We start from the raw sequence: 18,000 nt of genomic DNA, 5'->3' as shown, positions 1-18,000 counted from the left end.
GCTAGCGTGCGCGCACCCCCATCTGCCGGAGCGCGTCATGCGTCGAGCCTGTGTCCTCGTGCTGCTGCTCGCGGTCGGTGCCTCGTCACTGGCGCTGGCCCGTCATCCCCACCAGCCCGCGCGCGACGCAGCCAAGACATCGGCTTCACGCGAGGCGCCCGCTACCGGCTTCGACTACTACGTGATGGCGCTGTCGTGGTCGCCAAGCTATTGCCGCAGCCACCCCGACGACGACGAGCAGTGCGCCCGCCGCGGCTTCGGCTTCGTGCTGCATGGCCTGTGGCCGCAGTACGAGACCGGCAACGGCCCGCAGCGCTGCGCGAGCAGCGCCGAGGTCGATCGCCGGACCGCCGAGGCGGCGCTCGCCTTCATGCCGAGCCGGCGCCTCATCAACCACGAATGGCGCGCGCACGGAACCTGCTCGGGCCTGACCCCGGCCGCCTATTTCGCCAGCGCCGACCGCGCCTTCGCCAGCGTGCAGGCGCCGCCGCAGCTCAAGGCGCCGACCCGTGATCTGACGATGACGGCCGAGCAGTTGCGCGCCGCGCTGCGTGGCGCCAACCCGGCGCTGACCGATGCGATGTTCAAGCTCAACTGCAGTCGCGGCGAACTGGTCGAGGTGCGCGTGTGCCTCGACCGCAACCTCGCACCGCGCGAGTGCGGCCAGCGCCTGCGCAACGCCTGCCCATCGCGCGACACCTTCAACATACCGGCCAGCCGCTGAGTGGCGGGCAAGGCAAGCCGACCATGCAACCCCGCAGCGGCGCGAGCCTCGTTACAACCGCCCTGCCCAGCCAAGGATCCCCACATGCGCGCACCCAAGCTCCGCTTTGCCTGCGTTGTCGCCCTGCTTGCCGCCTGCAGCGCGCTCCACGCCCAGACCGTGGTGCCGCCCCCGCTCGAAGCCTGGCGTGGCTGGGTGCTCAAGGACCAGGAATTCCGCAGCTGTCCGCTGCTGGCCGGACGCAGCGGCGGCGGCGCCGGCGACTTCGTGTGTGCCTGGCCCGGCACGCTCGCGCTGACGGCCGGCGCTGACGGCGCCGACTTCAGCCAACGCTGGCGGCTCGACGCCGACGGCTGGATCGCGCTGCCGGGCAGTGCCGCCCACTGGCCGCAGCAGGTCATGCTCGATGGCAAGCCGGCCAGCGTGCTCGATCAACGCGGTCCCGCACTGTGGTTGACGGCCGGCACGCACGAGGTCCGCGGCCACATTCCCTGGCGCGAGCGGCCACAGACGCTGCGCGTGCCGCAGTCGAGCGGCCTCGTCGCGCTCGATGTCGACGGCAAGCGCATCGCGCCACTGCAGCGCAACGGCGACGAGCTCACGCTCGGCCGCGGTGCGACCACCGCACCCGAGGCCGACAGTCTTGACCTGCGCGTGCACCGCCGCCTGGCCGACGGCGTGCCGGCGATGCTGAGCACGCAGGTCCAGTTGCGCGTGGCCGGCCAGGCGCGCGAGGAAATCCTGGGGCCCGTGCTGCCCGCCGGTTTCGTGCCGACCGCGCTGGCCGGAAACTGGCCGGCGCGCCTCGACGGCGAGGGTCACCTGCACGTGCTCGTGCAGCCGGGCACGAGCACGCTGACGTTCAACGCGCGCGCGAGTACGCCGCTCGAGCGTGTCGCCGCCCGCATCGCGCCGGCGCCGTGGCCGCCGCAGGAAATCTGGAGTTATGCCGCCGATCCGGCCTGGCGCGTCAGCGTCGCCAACGGCGCCACCGCGGTCGACCCGCGTCAGAACGGCGTGCCCGACGCATGGCTCGATCTGCCGGCGTTCGCACTCGGCGCCGATGCCGCGCTCACGATCGAACAGCGTTCGCGTGGCATGGCTGCGGACGAAGGCAACCGCCTGCGCCTGCAGCGCGAGATGTGGCTCGATTTCGACGGCGGCGGCTGGTTCGCCCACGATCGGCTGAGCGGCAGCATGCTGCGTGGCTGGCGCTTCGACGCCGCCCAGCCATGGACACTCGAACGCGCCACTGCCGATGCCGACGACGCGGCGCTGCTGGTCACGACCGGCGCCGGCAGCGGGCTCAGCGGCGTCGAGTGGCGCCTGCCGGCGGTCGATCTCGATGCCGGCCTGCGCGTCCCCAACAGTGCACGGCTACCGGTGACGGGCTGGCAGGACAACTTCGACCACGTCGCCACCGTACTGCACCTGCCCAACGGCTATCGCCTCGTCGCCGCCCCTGGCGCCGACCGCGCCGATGGCAGTTGGCTGTCGCTGTGGACCCTGCTCGACGTGTTTCTCGCCGCGATCCTCGTCCTCGTGGCATGGCGCGGCCTCGGCATGGCCGGCGGCCTCGCCGCGCTTGGCTATCTGCTGCTGGGCTACCAGGAACCGGGCGCACCCGTGTGGCTCCTGCTCGCCGCCATCGTGTTCGCCATCATCGCGCGCGAGCTGCCCGGCGGCGGACACCTCGCGCGCGCCGCGATCTGGCTGCGCCGCGCGGCGCTGGCGGCCCTGGTGCTGGTGGCGCTGCCGTTCGCGACCGCGCAGTTGCGTCAGGCCCTGCACCCGCAACTGGAGCCGAGCGACGCGCCGGCGCCAGCGGCGCAAGGCTACGCATACGACATGCCGACGCCGACGCTCGCCGAACCGCCCCACGAGGAGGCCGCCGACGCGGTGCGCCGCAAGAGCATGGCAATGCCGTTGCCGGCGCCGGCACCGGCAACGGCAGCGGCAGCGGCAGCGACCGGCAGCATGGCACTCGAATCGGTGACCGCCACCGGCTCGCGCATCGACGACAGCGCCCACACGCGCAACGATCCGGCCGCCGTCATGCAGACGGGCAGCGGCGAACCGCACTGGCAGCTCGGCCACCGCTACGAACTCGCCTGGGACGGCCCGGTGCTGCCCAGCCAGCAGGTGCGCCTCGTGATCGCGCCGCCGTGGCTGGTGCGGCCACTGCGCGTGCTACTGACCGGCCTGCTCGCGCTGCTGGTCGTGCTGATCCTCAAGCCGAAGTGGCGCGGCCTGCCCGGGCGCACCACCGCGTCGCTGCTCGGCGCGCTCGCCGTGGGCCTGGCGACGCTGCTGCCGGCCACGCCGGCGCAGGCCCAGGCCTTGCCCGGCAACGAGCTGCTCGACCAGTTGCGGGCGCGTCTGGTCGAAGCGCCCAGATGCATCCCCAACTGCGCGCTCATCGCCCAGGCCGAAGTCAGCGCGCGCGGCGACCGCGTCGACGTCGCGCTGCAGGTCAATGCCGGTGCACGCGTCGCGGTGCCGCTGCCGGGCGACGACGAGGATCTGGTACTGCGTGGCGTGCGCGTCGACGGCGTGGCGCAGGATGCGTTCGCGCGCAGTGGCGACAGGCTGCATGCCGCGCTCGATCGCGGCGTGCATCGGCTCGAACTGAGCTTCGAGGCCAGCGGCGACAAGGTCGCGCTGGCGTTTCCGCTGCGGCCGCAGCGCGTGCGCTTCGCCGGCGAGGCCTGGGAAGCGAGCGGCCTCGTCGACGACCGCCTGCAGACCGACACGCTGAGCCTGGCGCGCGCGCGCAGCGGCGATGCGGCACCCGCGCGTGACGCAGGCCAGCAGTTCCCGCCCTTCGTGCGCGTCACACGCACGCTCAGGCTCGGCATGGACTGGACTGTCGACACCAAGGTCGAACGGCTGGCGCCCGATCTGGGTGCCTTCACCGTGGGCGTTCCACTGCTGACCGGCGAACATGTCACCAGCGCCGGCCACAAGGTCGTCGATGGTCATGTCACGGCGGCCTTCGCCGCCCGCGAACGGCAGGTCGAGTGGACCTCGACGCTGGACAAGGATGCGAGCCTGCACCTGCTCGCGCCGGCGCTGGATTCACGCGCCGAGCGCTGGCTCGTCGCGGTCGGCCCGATGTGGCATGCGCAATTCGCCGGGGTGCCGCAGTCGAACAGCGCGGACGACGCCGATGCCGCGAAGCACGATTTCCAGTTCCAGCCGCTGCCGGGCGAAACGCTCACGCTGACGATGACCCGACCCGCCGCAGTGGCCGGCGCCACGCGCGCGATCGACGCCGTGGCGTTGACGCAGGAGCTCGCTCAACGCGCCGCCACGACGACGCTCGCGCTGACGCTGCGCGCGAGCCAGGGCGGTGAGCATGCGCTGACGCTGCCGGCCGGCGCCGAGGTGCTCGGCGTGGAACGTGACGGCGAACCGCTGAACCTGCGTCCGCAGGATGGCAAGCTCAGCTTGCCGCTGACGCCGGGCAGCCAGCAGTTTCGCATCCGCTGGCGCGACGACACGCCAGTGGCCGGCGTCGCCGCCACGCCGACGGTGGCACTCGGCCTGCCGGCCGCCAACATCACGCTCGAGCAGAGCCTGCCGCAGGACCGCTGGCTGCTCGCCACCAGCGGTCCGCCCACGGGTCCGGCCGTGCTGTACTGGAGCGAGCTGCTCGTCATGCTGCTGGTGGCGTTCGCGCTCGCCCGCCTGCCGCGTTCGCCGCTCAAGGCTTGGCAATGGGCTCTGCTCGGCATCGGCTTCTCGACCTGGTCATGGCCGGCCCTGCTCATCGTCGTCGGCTGGCTGTACGCGCTCGACTGGCGCGCGCGCGGACCGCTGCCGCGTTCGCCGGTGGCGTTCAACTTCGCCCAGGTCGGACTTGCGCTGCTGACCGTGTATGCGCTGGCCTGCCTGTTCGACTCGATCCGCCATGGCCTGCTCGGCGCACCCGAGATGCATGTGGCCGGCAACGGCTCCAGCGAGCACCTGCTGCAATGGTTTGCCGACCGCAGCAGCGACCTGCTGCCCGTGGCCAAGGCGATCAGCCTGCCGCTGTGGAGCTACCAGCTCGCCATGCTGGCGTGGTCGCTGTGGCTGGCCAGTGCACTCGTGCGCTGGTTGCGCCGCGGTTTCGCGGCCTGGACCCAGGGCGGCTACTGGCGGCAGCGCCCCAAGCCCGTGCGGGTCGAGCTGCCCCAGGTCGAGGCGCCACCGGCGCCGTGAGCAGCGCCGGCGCCCGCAGGCCTCATCGGCTGCGTGCGCCGGCCTCGATCCAGCGCAACGTCAGGTTGATGCGTGGCGCCAGCACGCGCCGGCGGCGTGGCAGCGCATGCTGGTACAGCGCCTGCGTGCGTCCCGCCATCAGCAGCAGACTGCCATGGCCCAGTTCGATCGCGAGCCGCGTGGCATTGCCGCGCTCGCGCGCGCGCAGGCGGAACGTGCGCGCGGCGCCGAAGCTCAGCGAAGCGATCAGCGGTGCCGGCCCGAGCTCGGGCTCATCGTCGCTGTGCCAGCCCATCGCGTCGTTGCCATCGCGATACAGGTTGGCCAGCACGCTGTTGCAGGCAATCCCGAGCCGCGCGGCCAGCTCGTCGCGCAACCATGCCGTGGTGGCTGTCCACGGCAGCGGCGCGAAGCGCGTGCCCGAATAGCGGTACACCGCATCGGCATCGCCGATCCAGCACGCCAGCCGAGGCGCCAGTACCTCGCGGCCGAACAAGCGCAGCCGCAGCGGCTGCCAGTCGATCTCGGCGCGCAGGCGTGCGAACAGTGCATCGGCGCGCGGCGCGGGCCAGGCCTGCTCCTGCACGAACAGCGCGGCACCGGGCAATTCGAGTTCGCGCAGGCCGGCGGCCAGCCAGCGCGGGCGCTGCCGTGCGAGCGCTTCGGCCGCATGCGTGGCGCAGTCGTTCATGCCGCGATCCTGCGCGCGGGCGGTGCCGGCGGCAAGGTCCAGGCAGGCGGCATCAACCCAGCGCGCGTGCGAGCACGTGCTGGGTCTTGTCGCTGGCAAAGCCTTCGCGCAGGTAGAAATGCCGCGCGCGTTCGCGCTCCACGCGGCTGCGCACGCAGACGCTGTCGCAGCCGCGCTCGCGCGCCCACTGCCCGGCACGCTCGACGAGCTCATGGCCGACGCCACTGCCGCGCGCCCGGGCCGCGACCACGAGGCCGAAGATCTCGGCCCGCGCGTCGCCGAGCAGTTGGGCGCAGCAGCCGACGTGGATCCAACCGACGACGTCGCCGGCATCGTCCTCGGCAACCCATACCACGGCCTCGGCGGCCTCGATCGCGGCCAGCCGCACCAGTACCTGCTGGCGCGTCGCCGGATAACCGAGCTCGCCGCACAGTCTGGCGATGGCGACGGCATCGTAGCTGCGCGCGGTGCGAATCATGCCCATGCAGGCCTCCTTGTCGCGAGCCAGCATCGCGCCACGCCGTGGCCGCATCCGGGCCGCGGCATGGCACATCGCGGGCAGGCGCTCAGCCGCAGCAGCCGTCCTCACCCTTGACCGTGTGCGCCGCGCTCGCCGCCACGCCGCGCGTGAGGCCCTTGCCGCTGGCGACGAAATGGTCGGCGACCACCTGCGCCACGCACAGCGACACGCGCTTGCCGGTCGGGATGTGCAGGAACTCGTTGGGACCATGCGCGTTGGAATGCGGGCCGAGCACGCCGGTGATGAGGAACTGCGCGCCCGGATACTTCTCGCCGAGCATGCCCATGAACGGGATCGAGCCGCCCTCGCCGTTGTAGGCGACCGGCATGCCGAAGTAGGTGCGCGAGGCCTGCTCCACCGAGTGTTCGAGCCACGGCGCGAGCGCGGGCGAATCCCAGCCGCTGCCGGCCTTCTCGAGCTCGAAACTGACCTTGGCGCCATACGGCGGATCGGCCTCGAGCAGGCGCTTGACGAATTCGCCGCCGGCCTTGGCATCGAGCGTCGGCGGCACGCGCAGCGACAGCTTGACCGCCGTGTACGGGCGCAGCACGTTGCCGGCCGAATCGAGCGCCGGCATGCCGCCGATGCCGGTCACCGACAGCGCCGGGCGCCAGGTGCGGTTGAGCACCAGTTCGGTGGTGTCGGCCAGTACCGGCTGCATGCCGGCCACGAACGGAAACTTGTCGTAGACCGCATTGCCGAGCACCTGCGCGGTGCGCCGCGCCTGCGCCAGGCGTGCCTCGGGCACATCCACGTAGAGCTCCTGCGGCACGATGCGGCCGCTGCTCTCGTCCTCCAGCCGCGACAGGATGCGGCGCAGGATGCGGAAGCTCGACGCCACGATGCCGGACGCATCGCCCGAGTGCACGCCTTCCTCGAGCACCTTGACCACGAGATTGCCGCCGGTCAGGCCGCGCAGGCTCGTGGTCAGCCAGAGCTGGTCGTAATTGCCGCAGCCCGAGTCCAGGCACACGATCAGCGACGGCTTGCCGATGCGCGCCGCCAGATGGTCGACGTAGTACGGCAGGTCGTAGCTGCCCGACTCCTCGCAGGCCTCGATCATCACCACGCAGCGCGCGTAGGGCACACCCTGTTCGTGCAGGGCACGGATCGCGGCCAGCGCACCGAACATCGCATAACCGTCGTCGGCACCGCCGCGGCCATACAGGCGATCGCCCTCGAGCACGGGCTGCCATGGTCCCAGGTGCGCGGCCCAGCCGGTCATCTCGGGCTGCTTGTCGAGGTGACCGTACAGCAGCACGGTGTCCTCACCCTGCCCCGGGATCTCGATGAAGATGAGCGGCGTGCGCCCGGGCAGGCGCACGACCTCGAGCTGCAGGCCCGGAATCGGCTGCGTGCGCGCCCACTTCTCCAACAGAGCGACCGCCTGGTCCATGTAACCATGCTTGGCCCAGTCGGCGTCGAACATCGGTGACTTGTTCGGAATGCGGATGTATTCAGTCAGCTGCGGCACGATCTCGTCGTCCCACAATGCGCCAACGAATGTGTCGAGGGCCTTGGTGTCCATCGCGCCGTCTCCGGTTGTGTGCATGTGCGGTCATCGATCTTATCGGATCGGCGCCCGCGTGTAGGAGATTTCCTACACCGCGGGGCGGCAAATGCCTGCAAATGGACGCGCACGATGCGCTCGTGCGGCTCCGCGGCGCATGCGATGCTGGCCGCCATGGATCGCCTTCTTCCACCGCTCATGCACGCGCTGCGCGCGCTGCTGCTCGCCGTTGGCATCGCGCTGGCGCTGCCGGCCCACGCCCATGCCCAGGTCGACATCAATCACGCCGACGCCAAGGCGCTGGCCGCGGCGCTCAACGGCGTCGGCCTGGTCAAGGCCGAGGCGATCGTGGCCTGGCGCGAGCAGCATGGCCCATTCCGGTCGCTCGATGACCTGGCCAAGGTGCGCGGCATCGGCCCGCGCACGATCGAGGCCAATCGCGCCGTCGTCGTGATCGGCCCGATCATGCCGCCGCGCGACAAATCAGGCTGAAACCGGGCCGGCGCGACCGCCGCGCCGGCGGCCGAAGTTGCCCTGCGGGCCAATTGCACTAGAATCGCGCCCCGCCTGCCTGGGCGCGCCCATGATCCTCCCCCGCTACCACATCGGTCCCTCGACCATCGAGGGCGCTGGACAAGGCTTGTTCCTCGACGAGCCGGTTGCGCGTGGGCGTGTCATCACCGCGCCCGACGACATTGCGCGCGTGCACTCGATCGACGACATCCTCGCGCGCCCCGATGCGGCGGCGCTGCTGCCAGCCACCGTGCGCTGGTTCGAGGATCGCTACACGATCACCCCCGAGTGGCCCGACGAGTGCTACATCAATCACGCCTTCGTGCCGAGCGGGCTGTGGCATCTGGGCTTTGTGTTTGCCAGTGCCGATCTCGCCGCCGGCACCGAGGTCACGGTCGACTACCGCCACCTGCTTGCGCCGGGCCAGAGCGAGGATTTCCGCGACGCGCACAGTGGCCAGGCCATCGTCGGCTACACCTGGCTGGACAGCCTGCGCGCCTCGACGCAGGCACTGGCCGCCCTGCTTGCCTGAGCCTGCAATGTCCGCGATCCCTACCCTCACCACCGCCCGCCTGCGGCTCACCGCGCTCGCGGAGCGGCATTTCGAAGCCTACGCGGCCATGCTGGCCGATGCCGACAACACGCGCTACATCGGCGATGGCCAACCGCTCGACCGCATGAATGCGTGGCGCTCGATGGCGATGCTGCTCGGCCACTGGACACTGCGCGGCTTCGGCATGTGGGCGGTGGAGCTCAAGGACAGCGGCGAGTTCGTCGGCCGCGTCGGCCTGCACCAGCCCGAAGGCTGGCCTGATCTCGAACTGGGCTGGATGCTGATGCCCGCGCAGCGCCATCACGGCTACGCCACCGAAGCGGCCCGCGCCGCGCTCGGCTTCGCCTTCAATGCGCTGCAGGCGCCGCGCGCGATCAGTCTCATCCGCAACGGCAACGTCGCGTCCGAACGCCTCGCCCGTCGACTCGGCGCACGCCAGGCGACCACGATCGACTTCCTCGGTGCGGCCACCCTCGTCTACGTTTACCATCCAGCCGACGCCGACCACTGAGGGGCTCCGTCGATGCGCGTGATCCCGGCCAGCGAACAGCGCCGCCTGCGCTGGAAGAACGATGGCGGCTGGACCACCGAAATCGCGCGCGACCCGCTTGCCGGCGACGCCTTCCGCTGGCGCATCAGCATCGCCGACATCGAACGCGACGGCCCGTTCTCGCCATTCCCCGGCATCGACCGCCACCTGCTGCTGCTCAGCGGCAACGGCATCGAGCTCGACATCGACGGCGCGCCGCCGCGGCGCCTCGTGCAGCGCTTCGGGTGCGTGCGCTTCGCCGGCGAAGCGACCGTGGACTGCCGCCTGCTGGGCGGCCCCACGCGTGATTTCAACCTGATGGTGCAGCGCGCCACGCTGCGCGCCGAGGTGGTCGCCCGACCCCTGATCGGCTCGATGCTGATCTTTGCGCGAGAGGGCGTGGAATGGCTGATCCACGTGCTCGCCGGCCACCTGCAGGCCCAGGGCGAAGGACGCGCGCTGGACGCGGCCACCGGCGACACCCTCCACATCGATCGGCGCGGCGCCAGCGGCACCAGCCGCATCGCACTCGACGGCGGCGGCGAACTCGTGCTGGTGCAATTGCTGCCGCCCGACTGAGGCAGCCAGGTTCACATGAAGACTCGCTGCACGAATTCGCCAGTGGCGCGATCATTGCCGCAGGCTGGCCGATAGAATGGGGCCGACATGCGCATCCTCATCATTGAAGACGATGCCGCGATCGGCGAGGCGATCGGCGCGGCGCTGGCCCATGCCGGCCACGCGGTCGACCGCCTCGACGACGGCCGCCTCGCCGATGCGGCGCTGCGCAACCATCCCTACGACCTCGTCGTACTCGACCTGGGCCTGCCCCATGTCGACGGCATCGAGCTGTTGCGCCGCCTGCGCAGCCGCGCCGACGCGGTACCGGTGCTGGTCGCCACCGCGCGCGAGGAGCTCGAGGAACGCGTGCGCGCGCTCGATCTCGGCGCCGACGACTATCTCGTCAAACCGTTCGCGCTGCGCGAGTTCGAGGCGCGCGCACGCGCCCTGCTGCGACGGCGCACGAGTCAGGGCGTGCCCGAGCTGCAGCTTGGCCGCATGCGGCTCGACCTGCCGCGGCGGCGCGCCCAGGTCGACGGCGAAACGCTCGAACTCACGCCGCGCGAATTCGGCCTGCTCGAAGCCCTGGCGACGCGACTCGACCGCGTGGTGAGCCGCGAGCAGCTCATCGAGGCGCTGTGCAGCTGGGACACCACGCTCACCGACAACGGCCTCGACATCGCGGTGTATCGCCTGCGCCGCAAGCTCGAAGGCAGCGGCGTGCGCGTGCGCACCGTGCGCGGCCTGGGCTACCTGCTGGAAGAGGACGATGCTGCGCGCGCCTAGCCTGCGGCGACGCCTGCTGACGATCCTCGCGGTGCCGCTGGCACTGGCCTGGATCGGCAGTGGTGCCCTCATCTACGTGCTGGCCCTGCACTACGCCAACGTCAACTACGACCGTTCGCTGATCGAGACCGCGCGCGCCCTCGAGCGCATGGCGCGCAGCGACGCCGGCGGCGCCGCGCTGAGCCCGCAGGTGCGCATCCTCATGGAGTCGGAGGCCGACGATCCGACCTGGTACAGCGTGCGCAGCCTCAGCCACGGTGTGCTCGCCGCCAACCGCGACCTGCCGATGCCGCCACTGACGCCGGTACCCGGCGCCGCGCCGCGGCTGGATTCGGTCGCTGCCAATGGGCAGCACCTGCGCATGGCCTCGCTGGCCCTGCATGACGACTCGTCTGACGCGACCATCGTGATCTCGGTCGCCGAAGGCCTGCGCGAGCGACGCGCGCTCGCCCGCGAGATCCTGATCGGCACCTTGCCGGTGGTACTTCTGCTCATCGCGATCGTGCTGATCCTGGTGTGGGTCGGCGTGACGCGCGGCCTGCGCCTGCTCGACCCGCTCGTCGAGCAGCTCGAGCAACGCCGCGCGCGCGACCTGGATCCGCTCGACCAGAGCCGCGTGCCGAGCGAGATCCGCCCGCTCACGCAGACCATCGATGCATTGCTGCAGCGCCTGCGCGCCCAGCTCGAGCTGCAGGAGCGCTTCATCGCCGACGCCGCGCACCAGTTGCGCACGCCGCTGGCCGGGTTGCGCCTGCAGGCCGAACGCGCGCTGGCCGATCCGCGTCCCGACAGCGTGCGCGAGGCGCTGGCCCACGTCGAACGACTGTCGGCCGGCGCCGGGCGTGCCGCCGGCCAGCTGCTGACGCTCGCACGCACGCAGGCCGAGGACCAGCCGCGGTTCGCACGCGTGGATCTGGCGCCGCTGGCACGCGACTACGTGGCCGAACGCGTGCCCGAGGCGCTGGCCCTGCACATCGACCTCGGTTACGAGGGCCGCGTCAGCGGCGCCGAAGTCGAGGGCGACGCGGTCATGCTGCGCGAGGCGCTGGTCAACCTCGTCGACAACGCACTCAACCATGCCGGCGAGCACGGCACCGTCACGGTCGCGGTCGCCCACGAGCTGCGCACGGTCATCATCGAGGTCGAGGATTCCGGCCCGGGCGTGGCCGAGGAATACTGGCCACGACTCGGCGAACGCTTCTTTCGGCCGCCCGGCGCCCGCCGCGATGGCTCGGGGCTCGGCTTGGCGATCGTGCGTCGCATCGCCGAACGCCATGGCGGCGCACTCGCGTTCGGCCACGGCCGCGACGGGCGCGGCCTGCGCGTCACGATCCGCCTGCCGGCGGCATGAAGCTCAGTCGCAGCGGTCGTCCCGCGTGTAGACGATCCCGTCCTCGACCTTGACCGGAAATGTCGCGATCGGCACCGTGGCCGGCGGCCGCAGCACGGCGCCCGTCATGATGTCGAAGCGCGCGCCATGCCGCGGACATTCGATCTGACGACCCTCGATCACGCCCCCCGTGAGCTCGCCGCCATCGTGCGTGCAGACATCCTCGATCGCATACAGGTCGCCATCGAGGTTGACGACAGCGATTGGCGTGTCGCCATCCCAGGCCACCTGGTATTCGCCCGGCAGCAACTCACCCAACGTGCATACGCGCACCCACTCCATCACGTCACCTCGATGCCAATGACCAATGCGACGGCCGGGCCGCGCCGGTGCCGCAGGCCCACGCCCGCAGCATGCCGCAGGCGCGGCTCACAACGGTTTCTCCAGCCATTCGAAGCGCAGGTCATCGCGCCTGGGCAGACCGAAGCGCGCGTCGCCATACGGAAATGGCTGGTACTGGCCGCTGCGGCGGTAGCCGCGCCGTTCGTACCAGGCGATGAGTTCGTCGCGCAGGCTGATCACGGTCATGCGCACCTGCCGGCAGTGCCAGTCCTCGCGCGCGCGCCGCTCGCACTCGGCCAGCAGCGCATCGCCGATGCCGCCGCCCTGCAACTGCGGCCGCACGGCGAACATGCCGAAGTAGGCGCCTGCGCCGTCCGGCTGCCGCTGCAGATGCGCGCAGGCGAGGATCGCACCCTCCGCCAGCGCAAGCACGATCTGGCTGTCGTGCGCCGCCAGCAACGCGCCGATGCCGGCGGCATCGATACGCTGGCCATCGAGCAGGTCGGCTTCGGTGGTCCAGCCGGCACGGCTGGCCTCGCCGCGATAGGCCGACTCCACCAACCCGACCAGAACGGCAACGTCACCCGTCTGCGCGCTGCGGAACGCCAGCGGCGGCCGCGCGCTTGCGCCCGGCGCGGTCATGCCAGCAGGCGCCGCACGCGCACCAGCGCCGCCACGAACTGCTCGATCTCCTCGTGCGTGTTGTAGAACGCGAGCGAGGCCCGCAACGTGGCCGGCACGCCCAGATGCTGCATGAGCGGATGCGCGCAGTGATGCCCCGAACGCACGGCGACGCCTTCGTGATCGAGCAAGGTCGCCAGATCGTGCGCGTGCGCACCCTCGACGAGAAACGACACCAGCGCCACCTTGTGCGCCGCCTCGCCGCAGATGTGCAGCCCCGGCACGCCGCGCAGCGCGCGGCTCAAGTGATCGAGCAACGCCGCCTCGTGCGCCTGCACGCGCGCCGCACCGAGCGCTTCGAGGTAGTCGAGCGCGGCGGCCAGGCCGACGAAACCGGCGATGTTGGGGGTACCGGCCTCGAAACGATGCGGCGGATCGGCAAAGGTCGTGCCGGTGAAACGCACCTCGCGGATCATCTCGCCGCCACCGAACATCGGCGGCATCGCGGCCAGGATCTCCTTGCGCGCCCACAGCGCGCCGGTGCCGGTCGGGCCGAACAGCTTGTGGCCGGTCAGCGCGTAGAAATCGCAGCCCAGCGCGCGCACGTCGACCGGCAGGTGGGGTGCGCCCTGCGAACCATCGACCAGCAGCGGGATGCCGCGCCGGCGCGCCGCGCGCGCGAGTTCGGCAATCGGATTGATCGTGCCGAGCACGTTCGACACATGGGTCACCGCCGCGAGCTTGACGCTGGGCGTGAGCGCGGCGACGAAATCGGCGACCACGAGCTCGCCGCGTGCATCGATCGGCGCCACCTTGAGGCGCGCCCCCGTGCGCTCGCACACGAGCTGCCAAGGCACGATGTTGGCGTGATGCTCCATCGTGGTGACGAGGATCTCGTCGCCGGGCCCGAGTCGCGGCAGCGCAAAGCTCCATGCGACCAGATTGATCGCCTGCGTGGTGCCGCTCGTGAGCACGATCTCGTCGCGCGAGGACGCATTGACGAAGCGCGCGAGGCGGTCGCGGGCGCCTTCGTAGGCGCTGGTGGCCTCGCTGCCGAGCTGGTGCACGGCACGCGCCACATTGGCATTGAACTGGCGGTAGTAGCGGTCGACCGCCTCGATCACCACGGCCGGCTTCTGCGCCGTGTTGGCGCTGTCGAAATAGATGAGTGGCTTGTCGTGCACGCGCCGCGCGAGCAGCGGAAAATCGGCGCGCACGCGGGCCGCGTCGAACGCCGCCGAAGCCGCGTCGGCTGCGCTCATGGCGCGCCCTCGGGCGCAGGCAGGCGCGCCGCGGCCAGCGCCTCGATGCGCTCGCGCAACGCCGCGTCGTCGATGCCGGCCAGGGCTTCCGCGCAGAACGCCGCCACCAGCATGCGCCGCGCCGCGGCCAGCGCGATGCCGCGCGAACGCAGGTAGAACAGCGCGCGTTCGTCGATCTGACCGACCGTTGCGCCATGCGCGGCCTTGACCTCGTCGGCATGGATGACGAGCGCCGGTTTGGTGTCGATCTCGGCATGCGGCGACAGCAGCACGTTCTTGTTCGACAGGCCGGCGTCGCTGCCGTCGGCGCCGGGCTCGACCGTGATGCCGCCATGGAAGATCGCCCGCGCGCGCTGATCGGCCACGCCGCGCCACAGGATGTCGCAGGCGCTGTCGCGCGCGGCATGGCTGATGTCGAGCTGGATGTCGGCGTGCTCACGTCCGCGCAGCACGAACACGCCGCGCGATTCCAGTCGCGCCTGCTCGCCGCGGATGGCGACGCCAAGCTCGAGTCGCTGCAGGCGACCGCCGAACACCGCATGCGTGCTGCGCAGTTGCGCCTGGCGTGCCAGCGACACGGTGGCGCGGCGCACGAGCGAGGTGGTGGCCGGAAGGTCGGCAAGCGAAACCCATTCGAGCCGCGCCTGCGGCGCCAGCGCGAGCCCGATGTCGAGCACGCCGAGCACGTCGGCGCCGCTGGCACCGACCTGGTGTTCGACGAGACAGGCCCGCGGCGCCGCCACCTCGACCTCGAGCCGCGCCTGCCAACGCGTCGCCGTCGCGCCGGGCACGGCGACATGCACAAGGTGGACGAGGCCCGCGGTGGGGCCCAGGCGCAGCGTGCAGACGCCGGTAGTGGGGGTTGCGACCGAGGCGTCGGCGTCGACCAGATCCGACAGCGCCGGCGCCAGCCGGCCGTTGACGAACACCAGGCGTCGGCCCCGCGTCTGCGGCCATTCGAACTGCTCGCGCAGGGGCGCGTCGAACACCGCATCGCCGGCCGCCGGCGCAAAGTCGAGCTGCGACAGTGCGCGGATCGCGTTGCGGCTGTATCGCCACGACTCGGCGCGCTGCACGGCATCGCCGCAACCGAGCTCATCGAGCAGGGCGGTGGCCATCACGCCGCTCCGGCCACGCGGCGCTCGGCGATCCAGGCGTAGCCGTGTTCCTCGAGCTTGTGCGCGAGGCTGGCATCGCCCGATTCAACGATGCGTCCGTCGGCAAGCACGTGGACGACGTCGGGCACGATGTAGTCGAGCAGGCGCTGGTAGTGGGTGACCACGATGAAGGCGCGGCCGGGATCGCGCATCGAGTTGACGCCTTCGGCCACCATCTTGAGCGCGTCGATGTCGAGCCCCGAATCGGTTTCGTCGAGGATCGCCAGCTTCGGTTCGAGCAGCGCGAGCTGAAAGATCTCGTTGCGCTTCTTCTCGCCACCGGAAAAACCCGCGTTGACGGCGCGATGCAGCAGTTCGTCCTTCAGATGCAGCACCGCGAGCTTCTCGCGCACGCGCTTGAGGAACTGCATGGTGTCGAGCTCGCCCTCGCCGCGCGCCTTGCGCTGGGCGTTGAGCGCGGCACGCAGGAAGTAGGTGTTGTTGACGCCCGGAATCTCGACCGGGTACTGGAAGGCGAGGAACACGCCGGCCGCCGCGCGCGCCTCGGGTTCGAGTTCGAGCAGGTTGCGCCCGTCGTAGGTCACGCTGCCCTGGCTGACCTCGTAGCCGTCGCGCCCGGCCAGCACGTTGCCGAGCGTGGACTTGCCGGCGCCGTTGGGCCCCATGATCGCGTGCACCTCGCCCGCATTCACCTGCAGCGACAGGCCCTTGAGGATTTCCTTGCCGGCGACGCGGACGTGGAGGTTTTCGATCTTGAGCATTGCAGTGTTCGCCTATGGTGCTTGCAGCATCTCGATGTCGGCCAGGTCCCGCAGCCGGCCCGTGGCACGTTGGTTGCCGATCACGTCGTCGCGCGCAATGAGCGGCGCCACCACCTGACCCGGTGCAATGTCGCCGCCACGTGCGAAGCGATCATCGAACGCCACGCCGCGCGCGGGTGCGCGCAGCTCGATCGTGTTCGGCTCCGCGCCGGTCGCGGGCATGGCGCGCGGCTTGCCCAAGTCCGGCAGCGGCACTTCGATGTGGCCGAAAGCGGAATCACGCGGCGCAGCCACCCACCGCCCGGCGTTGCCGAGGCGGCCGCCGAACCATGCGTCGATGTCGCGGGTGCAGTGGGCGTGGCCGGGTGCGTCCAGCGCCGGCCCACGTTCGCTCATGTGCCGACCCCCGCGGCCCGCGGGCACACGCGGGGAATCCTGCCCGTCGTCATGGATGCTCATCCGATCGCCCCTTCCAGGCTCACTTCGAGCAGTTTCTTGGCTTCCACCGCAAACTCCATCGGCAGTTCGCGGAACACCTGCTTGCAGAAGCCGTCGACGATCATCGACACCGCGTCCTCCTCGCGGATGCCGCGCGAGCGGCAATAGAACATCTGGTCGTCGGAGATCTTCGAGGTGGTGGCCTCGTGCTCGACGATCGCGGCCGGGTTCTTGACCTCGATGTAGGGGAACGTGTGCGCGCCGCATTTCTTGCCGATCAGCAGCGAATCGCACTGGGTGTGGTTGCGTGCGCCGTCGGCCCCCTTCTCGACCTTGACCAGACCGCGGTAGGTGTTCTGGCCATGGCCGGCGCTGATGCCCTTGGAGACGATCTTCGACTTGGTGTTGCGGCCGATGTGGATCATCTTGGTGCCGGTGTCGGCCTGCTGGAAGTGGTGGGTCAGGGCCACCGAATGGAACTCGCCGACCGAATCATCGCCACGCAGCACGCAGCTGGGATACTTCCAGGTGATCGCCGAGCCGGTTTCGACCTGGGTCCACACGATGCGCGAACGGGCGCCGCGGCATTCGCCGCGCTTGGTGACGAAGTTGTAGATGCCGCCGATGCCGTTCTCGTCGCCTGGATACCAGTTCTGCACGGTCGAATACTTGATGCTGGCATCGTCGAGCGCGACCAGCTCGACCACCGCGGCGTGGAGCTGGTTCTCGTCGCGCATCGGCGCGGTGCAGCCTTCCAGGTACGACACGCTGGCACCTTCCTCGGCGATGATCAGCGTGCGTTCGAACTGGCCGGTATGACCGGCGTTGATGCGAAAGTAGGTGGACAGCTCCATCGGGCACTTGACGCCCTTGGGGATGAACACGAACGAGCCGTCGGAAAACACCGCCGAATTGAGCGCGGCGAAGTAGTTGTCGCCCTGCGGCACCACCGAACCCAGATACTGGCGCACGAGTTCGGGATGGCTGCGGATCGCTTCACTCATCGAGGTAAAGATCACGCCGACGGCTGCAAGCTCCTTCTGGAACGTGGTGCCGACCGACACCGAGTCGAACACCGCATCGACCGCGACGCCGGCGAGCTTGGCGCGCTCATGCAGCGGCACGCCGAGCTTGTCGTAGGTCTCGAGCAGCTTGGGATCGACTTCGGCCAGCGACTTGGGCTGCTTCTTCGGGCGCGAAAAGTAGCTGATCGCCTGGAAGTCGATCGGCCCGAGCCTGAGCTTGGCCCACTGTGGCGCCGCCATCGTCAGCCAGTGGCGGTAGGCCTGCAGGCGCCACTGCGTCATCCACTCGGGCTCGCCCTTGCGCTGCGAAATCGCGCGCACGGTGCCCTCGTCCAGCCCCGGCGGCAGGCTCTCGCTTTCGATGTCGGTGACGAAGCCGGCGTCGTAGCGACGGCTCAATGCCGCCTCGACCGCCGCGTTGTCGCCGGCGACAGCGGTTGCGGGCGGCGGCGTCGGCAGCGGCAAGTCGGCAGGTTGGATGGCCATGTGCGGGTGGATTCCGGCTGAGGA

The 18,000-nt window shown here is 70.6% G+C and carries 18 protein-coding genes; 8 read left to right on the top strand and 10 right to left on the bottom strand.

What is annotated here, in order from left to right; all coding sequences use genetic code 11:
- The first annotated feature begins 37 nt into the window (after positions 1–37).
- Entirely contained in the window at positions 38–724 is a 687-nt protein-coding gene (locus KF903_RS00445; RefSeq protein WP_291209700.1) for a ribonuclease T2, read from the top strand.
- Between the two features lie 84 nt (positions 725–808).
- Positions 809–4,930, top strand: a complete 4,122-nt coding sequence (locus tag KF903_RS00440) for a hypothetical protein (protein WP_291209699.1) — start codon at positions 809–811, stop codon at positions 4,928–4,930.
- Between the two features lie 22 nt (positions 4,931–4,952).
- On the opposite strand, the gene KF903_RS00435 is transcribed toward KF903_RS00440, so the two are convergent.
- From KF903_RS00435 to KF903_RS00425, 3 genes are all read right to left on the bottom strand, one after another.
- Complete coding sequence (locus KF903_RS00435; protein WP_291209698.1) at positions 4,953–5,621, bottom strand: alpha-ketoglutarate-dependent dioxygenase AlkB; 669 nt, start codon at positions 5,619–5,621, stop codon at positions 4,953–4,955.
- 52 nt (positions 5,622–5,673) lie between these two features.
- Positions 5,674–6,105 carry a GNAT family N-acetyltransferase gene (locus KF903_RS00430; protein WP_291209697.1) on the bottom strand — a complete coding sequence of 144 codons (432 nt, stop codon included), beginning with the start codon at positions 6,103–6,105 and terminating at the stop codon, positions 5,674–5,676.
- An 82-nt stretch (positions 6,106–6,187) separates the two neighbouring features.
- The gene (locus tag KF903_RS00425) at positions 6,188–7,669 is read right to left on the bottom strand and encodes a M20 family metallopeptidase (RefSeq protein WP_291209695.1); all 1,482 of its coding nucleotides are present in this window, start codon (positions 7,667–7,669) and stop codon (positions 6,188–6,190) included.
- A gap of 180 nt (positions 7,670–7,849) precedes the next feature.
- Here KF903_RS00425 and KF903_RS00420 point away from each other — a divergent pair, with 180 nt between their 5' ends.
- The 6 genes from KF903_RS00420 (at position 7,850) to KF903_RS00395 (ending at position 11,944) form a co-directional block, all read left to right on the top strand.
- Positions 7,850–8,143 carry a helix-hairpin-helix domain-containing protein gene (locus KF903_RS00420; protein WP_291209693.1) on the top strand — a complete coding sequence of 98 codons (294 nt, stop codon included), beginning with the start codon at positions 7,850–7,852 and terminating at the stop codon, positions 8,141–8,143.
- A gap of 91 nt (positions 8,144–8,234) precedes the next feature.
- The gene (locus KF903_RS00415) at positions 8,235–8,696 is read left to right on the top strand and encodes an SET domain-containing protein (protein ID WP_291209691.1); all 462 of its coding nucleotides are present in this window, start codon (positions 8,235–8,237) and stop codon (positions 8,694–8,696) included.
- A gap of 7 nt (positions 8,697–8,703) precedes the next feature.
- Positions 8,704–9,228 (top strand): GNAT family N-acetyltransferase, encoded by a 525-nt coding sequence (locus KF903_RS00410; RefSeq protein ID WP_291209690.1) that lies wholly within the window; start codon positions 8,704–8,706, stop codon positions 9,226–9,228.
- A gap of 12 nt (positions 9,229–9,240) precedes the next feature.
- Entirely contained in the window at positions 9,241–9,825 is a 585-nt protein-coding gene (locus KF903_RS00405; protein WP_291209688.1) for a HutD family protein, read from the top strand.
- 87 nt (positions 9,826–9,912) lie between these two features.
- Entirely contained in the window at positions 9,913–10,593 is a 681-nt protein-coding gene (locus tag KF903_RS00400) for a response regulator transcription factor (protein ID WP_291209686.1), read from the top strand.
- A complete protein-coding gene (locus KF903_RS00395; RefSeq protein ID WP_291209684.1) occupies positions 10,577–11,944 on the top strand; it encodes a sensor histidine kinase in 1,368 nt (455 codons plus the stop codon). Before KF903_RS00400 ends, KF903_RS00395 begins: the two co-directional genes overlap by 17 nt.
- A 3-nt stretch (positions 11,945–11,947) precedes the next feature.
- Here the strand turns inward: KF903_RS00395 and KF903_RS00390 are convergent, their stop codons facing one another.
- The 7 genes from KF903_RS00390 to sufB all read right to left on the bottom strand — a co-directional run bounded on the left by KF903_RS00390 (position 11,948) and on the right by sufB (position 17,976).
- The gene (locus KF903_RS00390) at positions 11,948–12,268 is read right to left on the bottom strand and encodes a non-heme iron oxygenase ferredoxin subunit (protein WP_291209683.1); all 321 of its coding nucleotides are present in this window, start codon (positions 12,266–12,268) and stop codon (positions 11,948–11,950) included.
- A gap of 84 nt (positions 12,269–12,352) precedes the next feature.
- Positions 12,353–12,907 carry a GNAT family N-acetyltransferase gene (locus KF903_RS00385; RefSeq protein ID WP_291209681.1) on the bottom strand — a complete coding sequence of 185 codons (555 nt, stop codon included), beginning with the start codon at positions 12,905–12,907 and terminating at the stop codon, positions 12,353–12,355.
- Positions 12,904–14,148, bottom strand: coding sequence for a SufS family cysteine desulfurase (locus KF903_RS00380; protein WP_291209679.1), 1,245 nt, complete (start codon positions 14,146–14,148; stop codon positions 12,904–12,906). The genes KF903_RS00385 and KF903_RS00380 overlap by 4 nt, the downstream gene beginning before the upstream one ends.
- Positions 14,145–15,266, bottom strand: a complete 1,122-nt coding sequence (sufD, locus tag KF903_RS00375) for a Fe-S cluster assembly protein SufD (protein ID WP_291209678.1) — start codon at positions 15,264–15,266, stop codon at positions 14,145–14,147. Before sufD ends, KF903_RS00380 begins: the two co-directional genes overlap by 4 nt.
- Entirely contained in the window at positions 15,266–16,027 is a 762-nt protein-coding gene (sufC, locus tag KF903_RS00370; protein ID WP_291209676.1) for a Fe-S cluster assembly ATPase SufC, read from the bottom strand. The genes sufD and sufC overlap by 1 nt, the downstream gene beginning before the upstream one ends.
- Positions 16,028–16,039: 12 nt before the next feature.
- Positions 16,040–16,486, bottom strand: a complete 447-nt coding sequence (locus tag KF903_RS00365; protein WP_291209675.1) for a hypothetical protein — start codon at positions 16,484–16,486, stop codon at positions 16,040–16,042.
- The gene (gene sufB, locus KF903_RS00360; protein WP_291209674.1) at positions 16,483–17,976 is read right to left on the bottom strand and encodes a Fe-S cluster assembly protein SufB; all 1,494 of its coding nucleotides are present in this window, start codon (positions 17,974–17,976) and stop codon (positions 16,483–16,485) included. The genes KF903_RS00365 and sufB overlap by 4 nt, the downstream gene beginning before the upstream one ends.
- Between the last annotated feature and the right edge of the window lie 24 nt (positions 17,977–18,000).

Origin of the sequence: Dokdonella sp., assembly GCF_019634845.1 — a bacterium.
Taxonomy (GTDB): domain Bacteria; phylum Pseudomonadota; class Gammaproteobacteria; order Xanthomonadales; family Rhodanobacteraceae; genus Dokdonella_A.
The sequence above is the reverse complement of the archived record's forward strand: the minus strand, read 5'-3'. Positions and strand labels throughout refer to the sequence as shown.

Excerpts from the sequence above, each read along its gene's own strand:
- KF903_RS00445 (WP_291209700.1), top strand. The coding sequence starts at position 38 with ATGCGTCGAGCCTGTGTCCTCGTGCTGCTGCTCGCGGTCGGTGCCTCG.
- KF903_RS00440 (WP_291209699.1), top strand. The coding sequence starts at position 809 with ATGCGCGCACCCAAGCTCCGCTTTGCCTGCGTTGTCGCCCTGCTTGCC.
- KF903_RS00435 (WP_291209698.1), bottom strand. The coding sequence starts at position 5,621 with ATGAACGACTGCGCCACGCATGCGGCCGAAGCGCTCGCACGGCAGCGC.
- KF903_RS00430 (WP_291209697.1), bottom strand. The coding sequence starts at position 6,105 with ATGGGCATGATTCGCACCGCGCGCAGCTACGATGCCGTCGCCATCGCC.
- KF903_RS00425 (WP_291209695.1), bottom strand. The coding sequence starts at position 7,669 with ATGGACACCAAGGCCCTCGACACATTCGTTGGCGCATTGTGGGACGAC.
- KF903_RS00420 (WP_291209693.1), top strand. The coding sequence starts at position 7,850 with ATGCACGCGCTGCGCGCGCTGCTGCTCGCCGTTGGCATCGCGCTGGCG.
- KF903_RS00415 (WP_291209691.1), top strand. The coding sequence starts at position 8,235 with ATGATCCTCCCCCGCTACCACATCGGTCCCTCGACCATCGAGGGCGCT.
- KF903_RS00410 (WP_291209690.1), top strand. The coding sequence starts at position 8,704 with ATGTCCGCGATCCCTACCCTCACCACCGCCCGCCTGCGGCTCACCGCG.
- KF903_RS00405 (WP_291209688.1), top strand. The coding sequence starts at position 9,241 with ATGCGCGTGATCCCGGCCAGCGAACAGCGCCGCCTGCGCTGGAAGAAC.
- KF903_RS00400 (WP_291209686.1), top strand. The coding sequence starts at position 9,913 with ATGCGCATCCTCATCATTGAAGACGATGCCGCGATCGGCGAGGCGATC.
- KF903_RS00395 (WP_291209684.1), top strand. The coding sequence starts at position 10,577 with ATGCTGCGCGCGCCTAGCCTGCGGCGACGCCTGCTGACGATCCTCGCG.
- KF903_RS00385 (WP_291209681.1), bottom strand. The coding sequence starts at position 12,907 with ATGACCGCGCCGGGCGCAAGCGCGCGGCCGCCGCTGGCGTTCCGCAGC.
- KF903_RS00380 (WP_291209679.1), bottom strand. The coding sequence starts at position 14,148 with ATGAGCGCAGCCGACGCGGCTTCGGCGGCGTTCGACGCGGCCCGCGTG.
- sufD (WP_291209678.1), bottom strand. The coding sequence starts at position 15,266 with ATGGCCACCGCCCTGCTCGATGAGCTCGGTTGCGGCGATGCCGTGCAG.
- sufC (WP_291209676.1), bottom strand. The coding sequence starts at position 16,027 with ATGCTCAAGATCGAAAACCTCCACGTCCGCGTCGCCGGCAAGGAAATC.
- KF903_RS00365 (WP_291209675.1), bottom strand. The coding sequence starts at position 16,486 with ATGAGCATCCATGACGACGGGCAGGATTCCCCGCGTGTGCCCGCGGGC.
- sufB (WP_291209674.1), bottom strand. The coding sequence starts at position 17,976 with ATGGCCATCCAACCTGCCGACTTGCCGCTGCCGACGCCGCCGCCCGCA.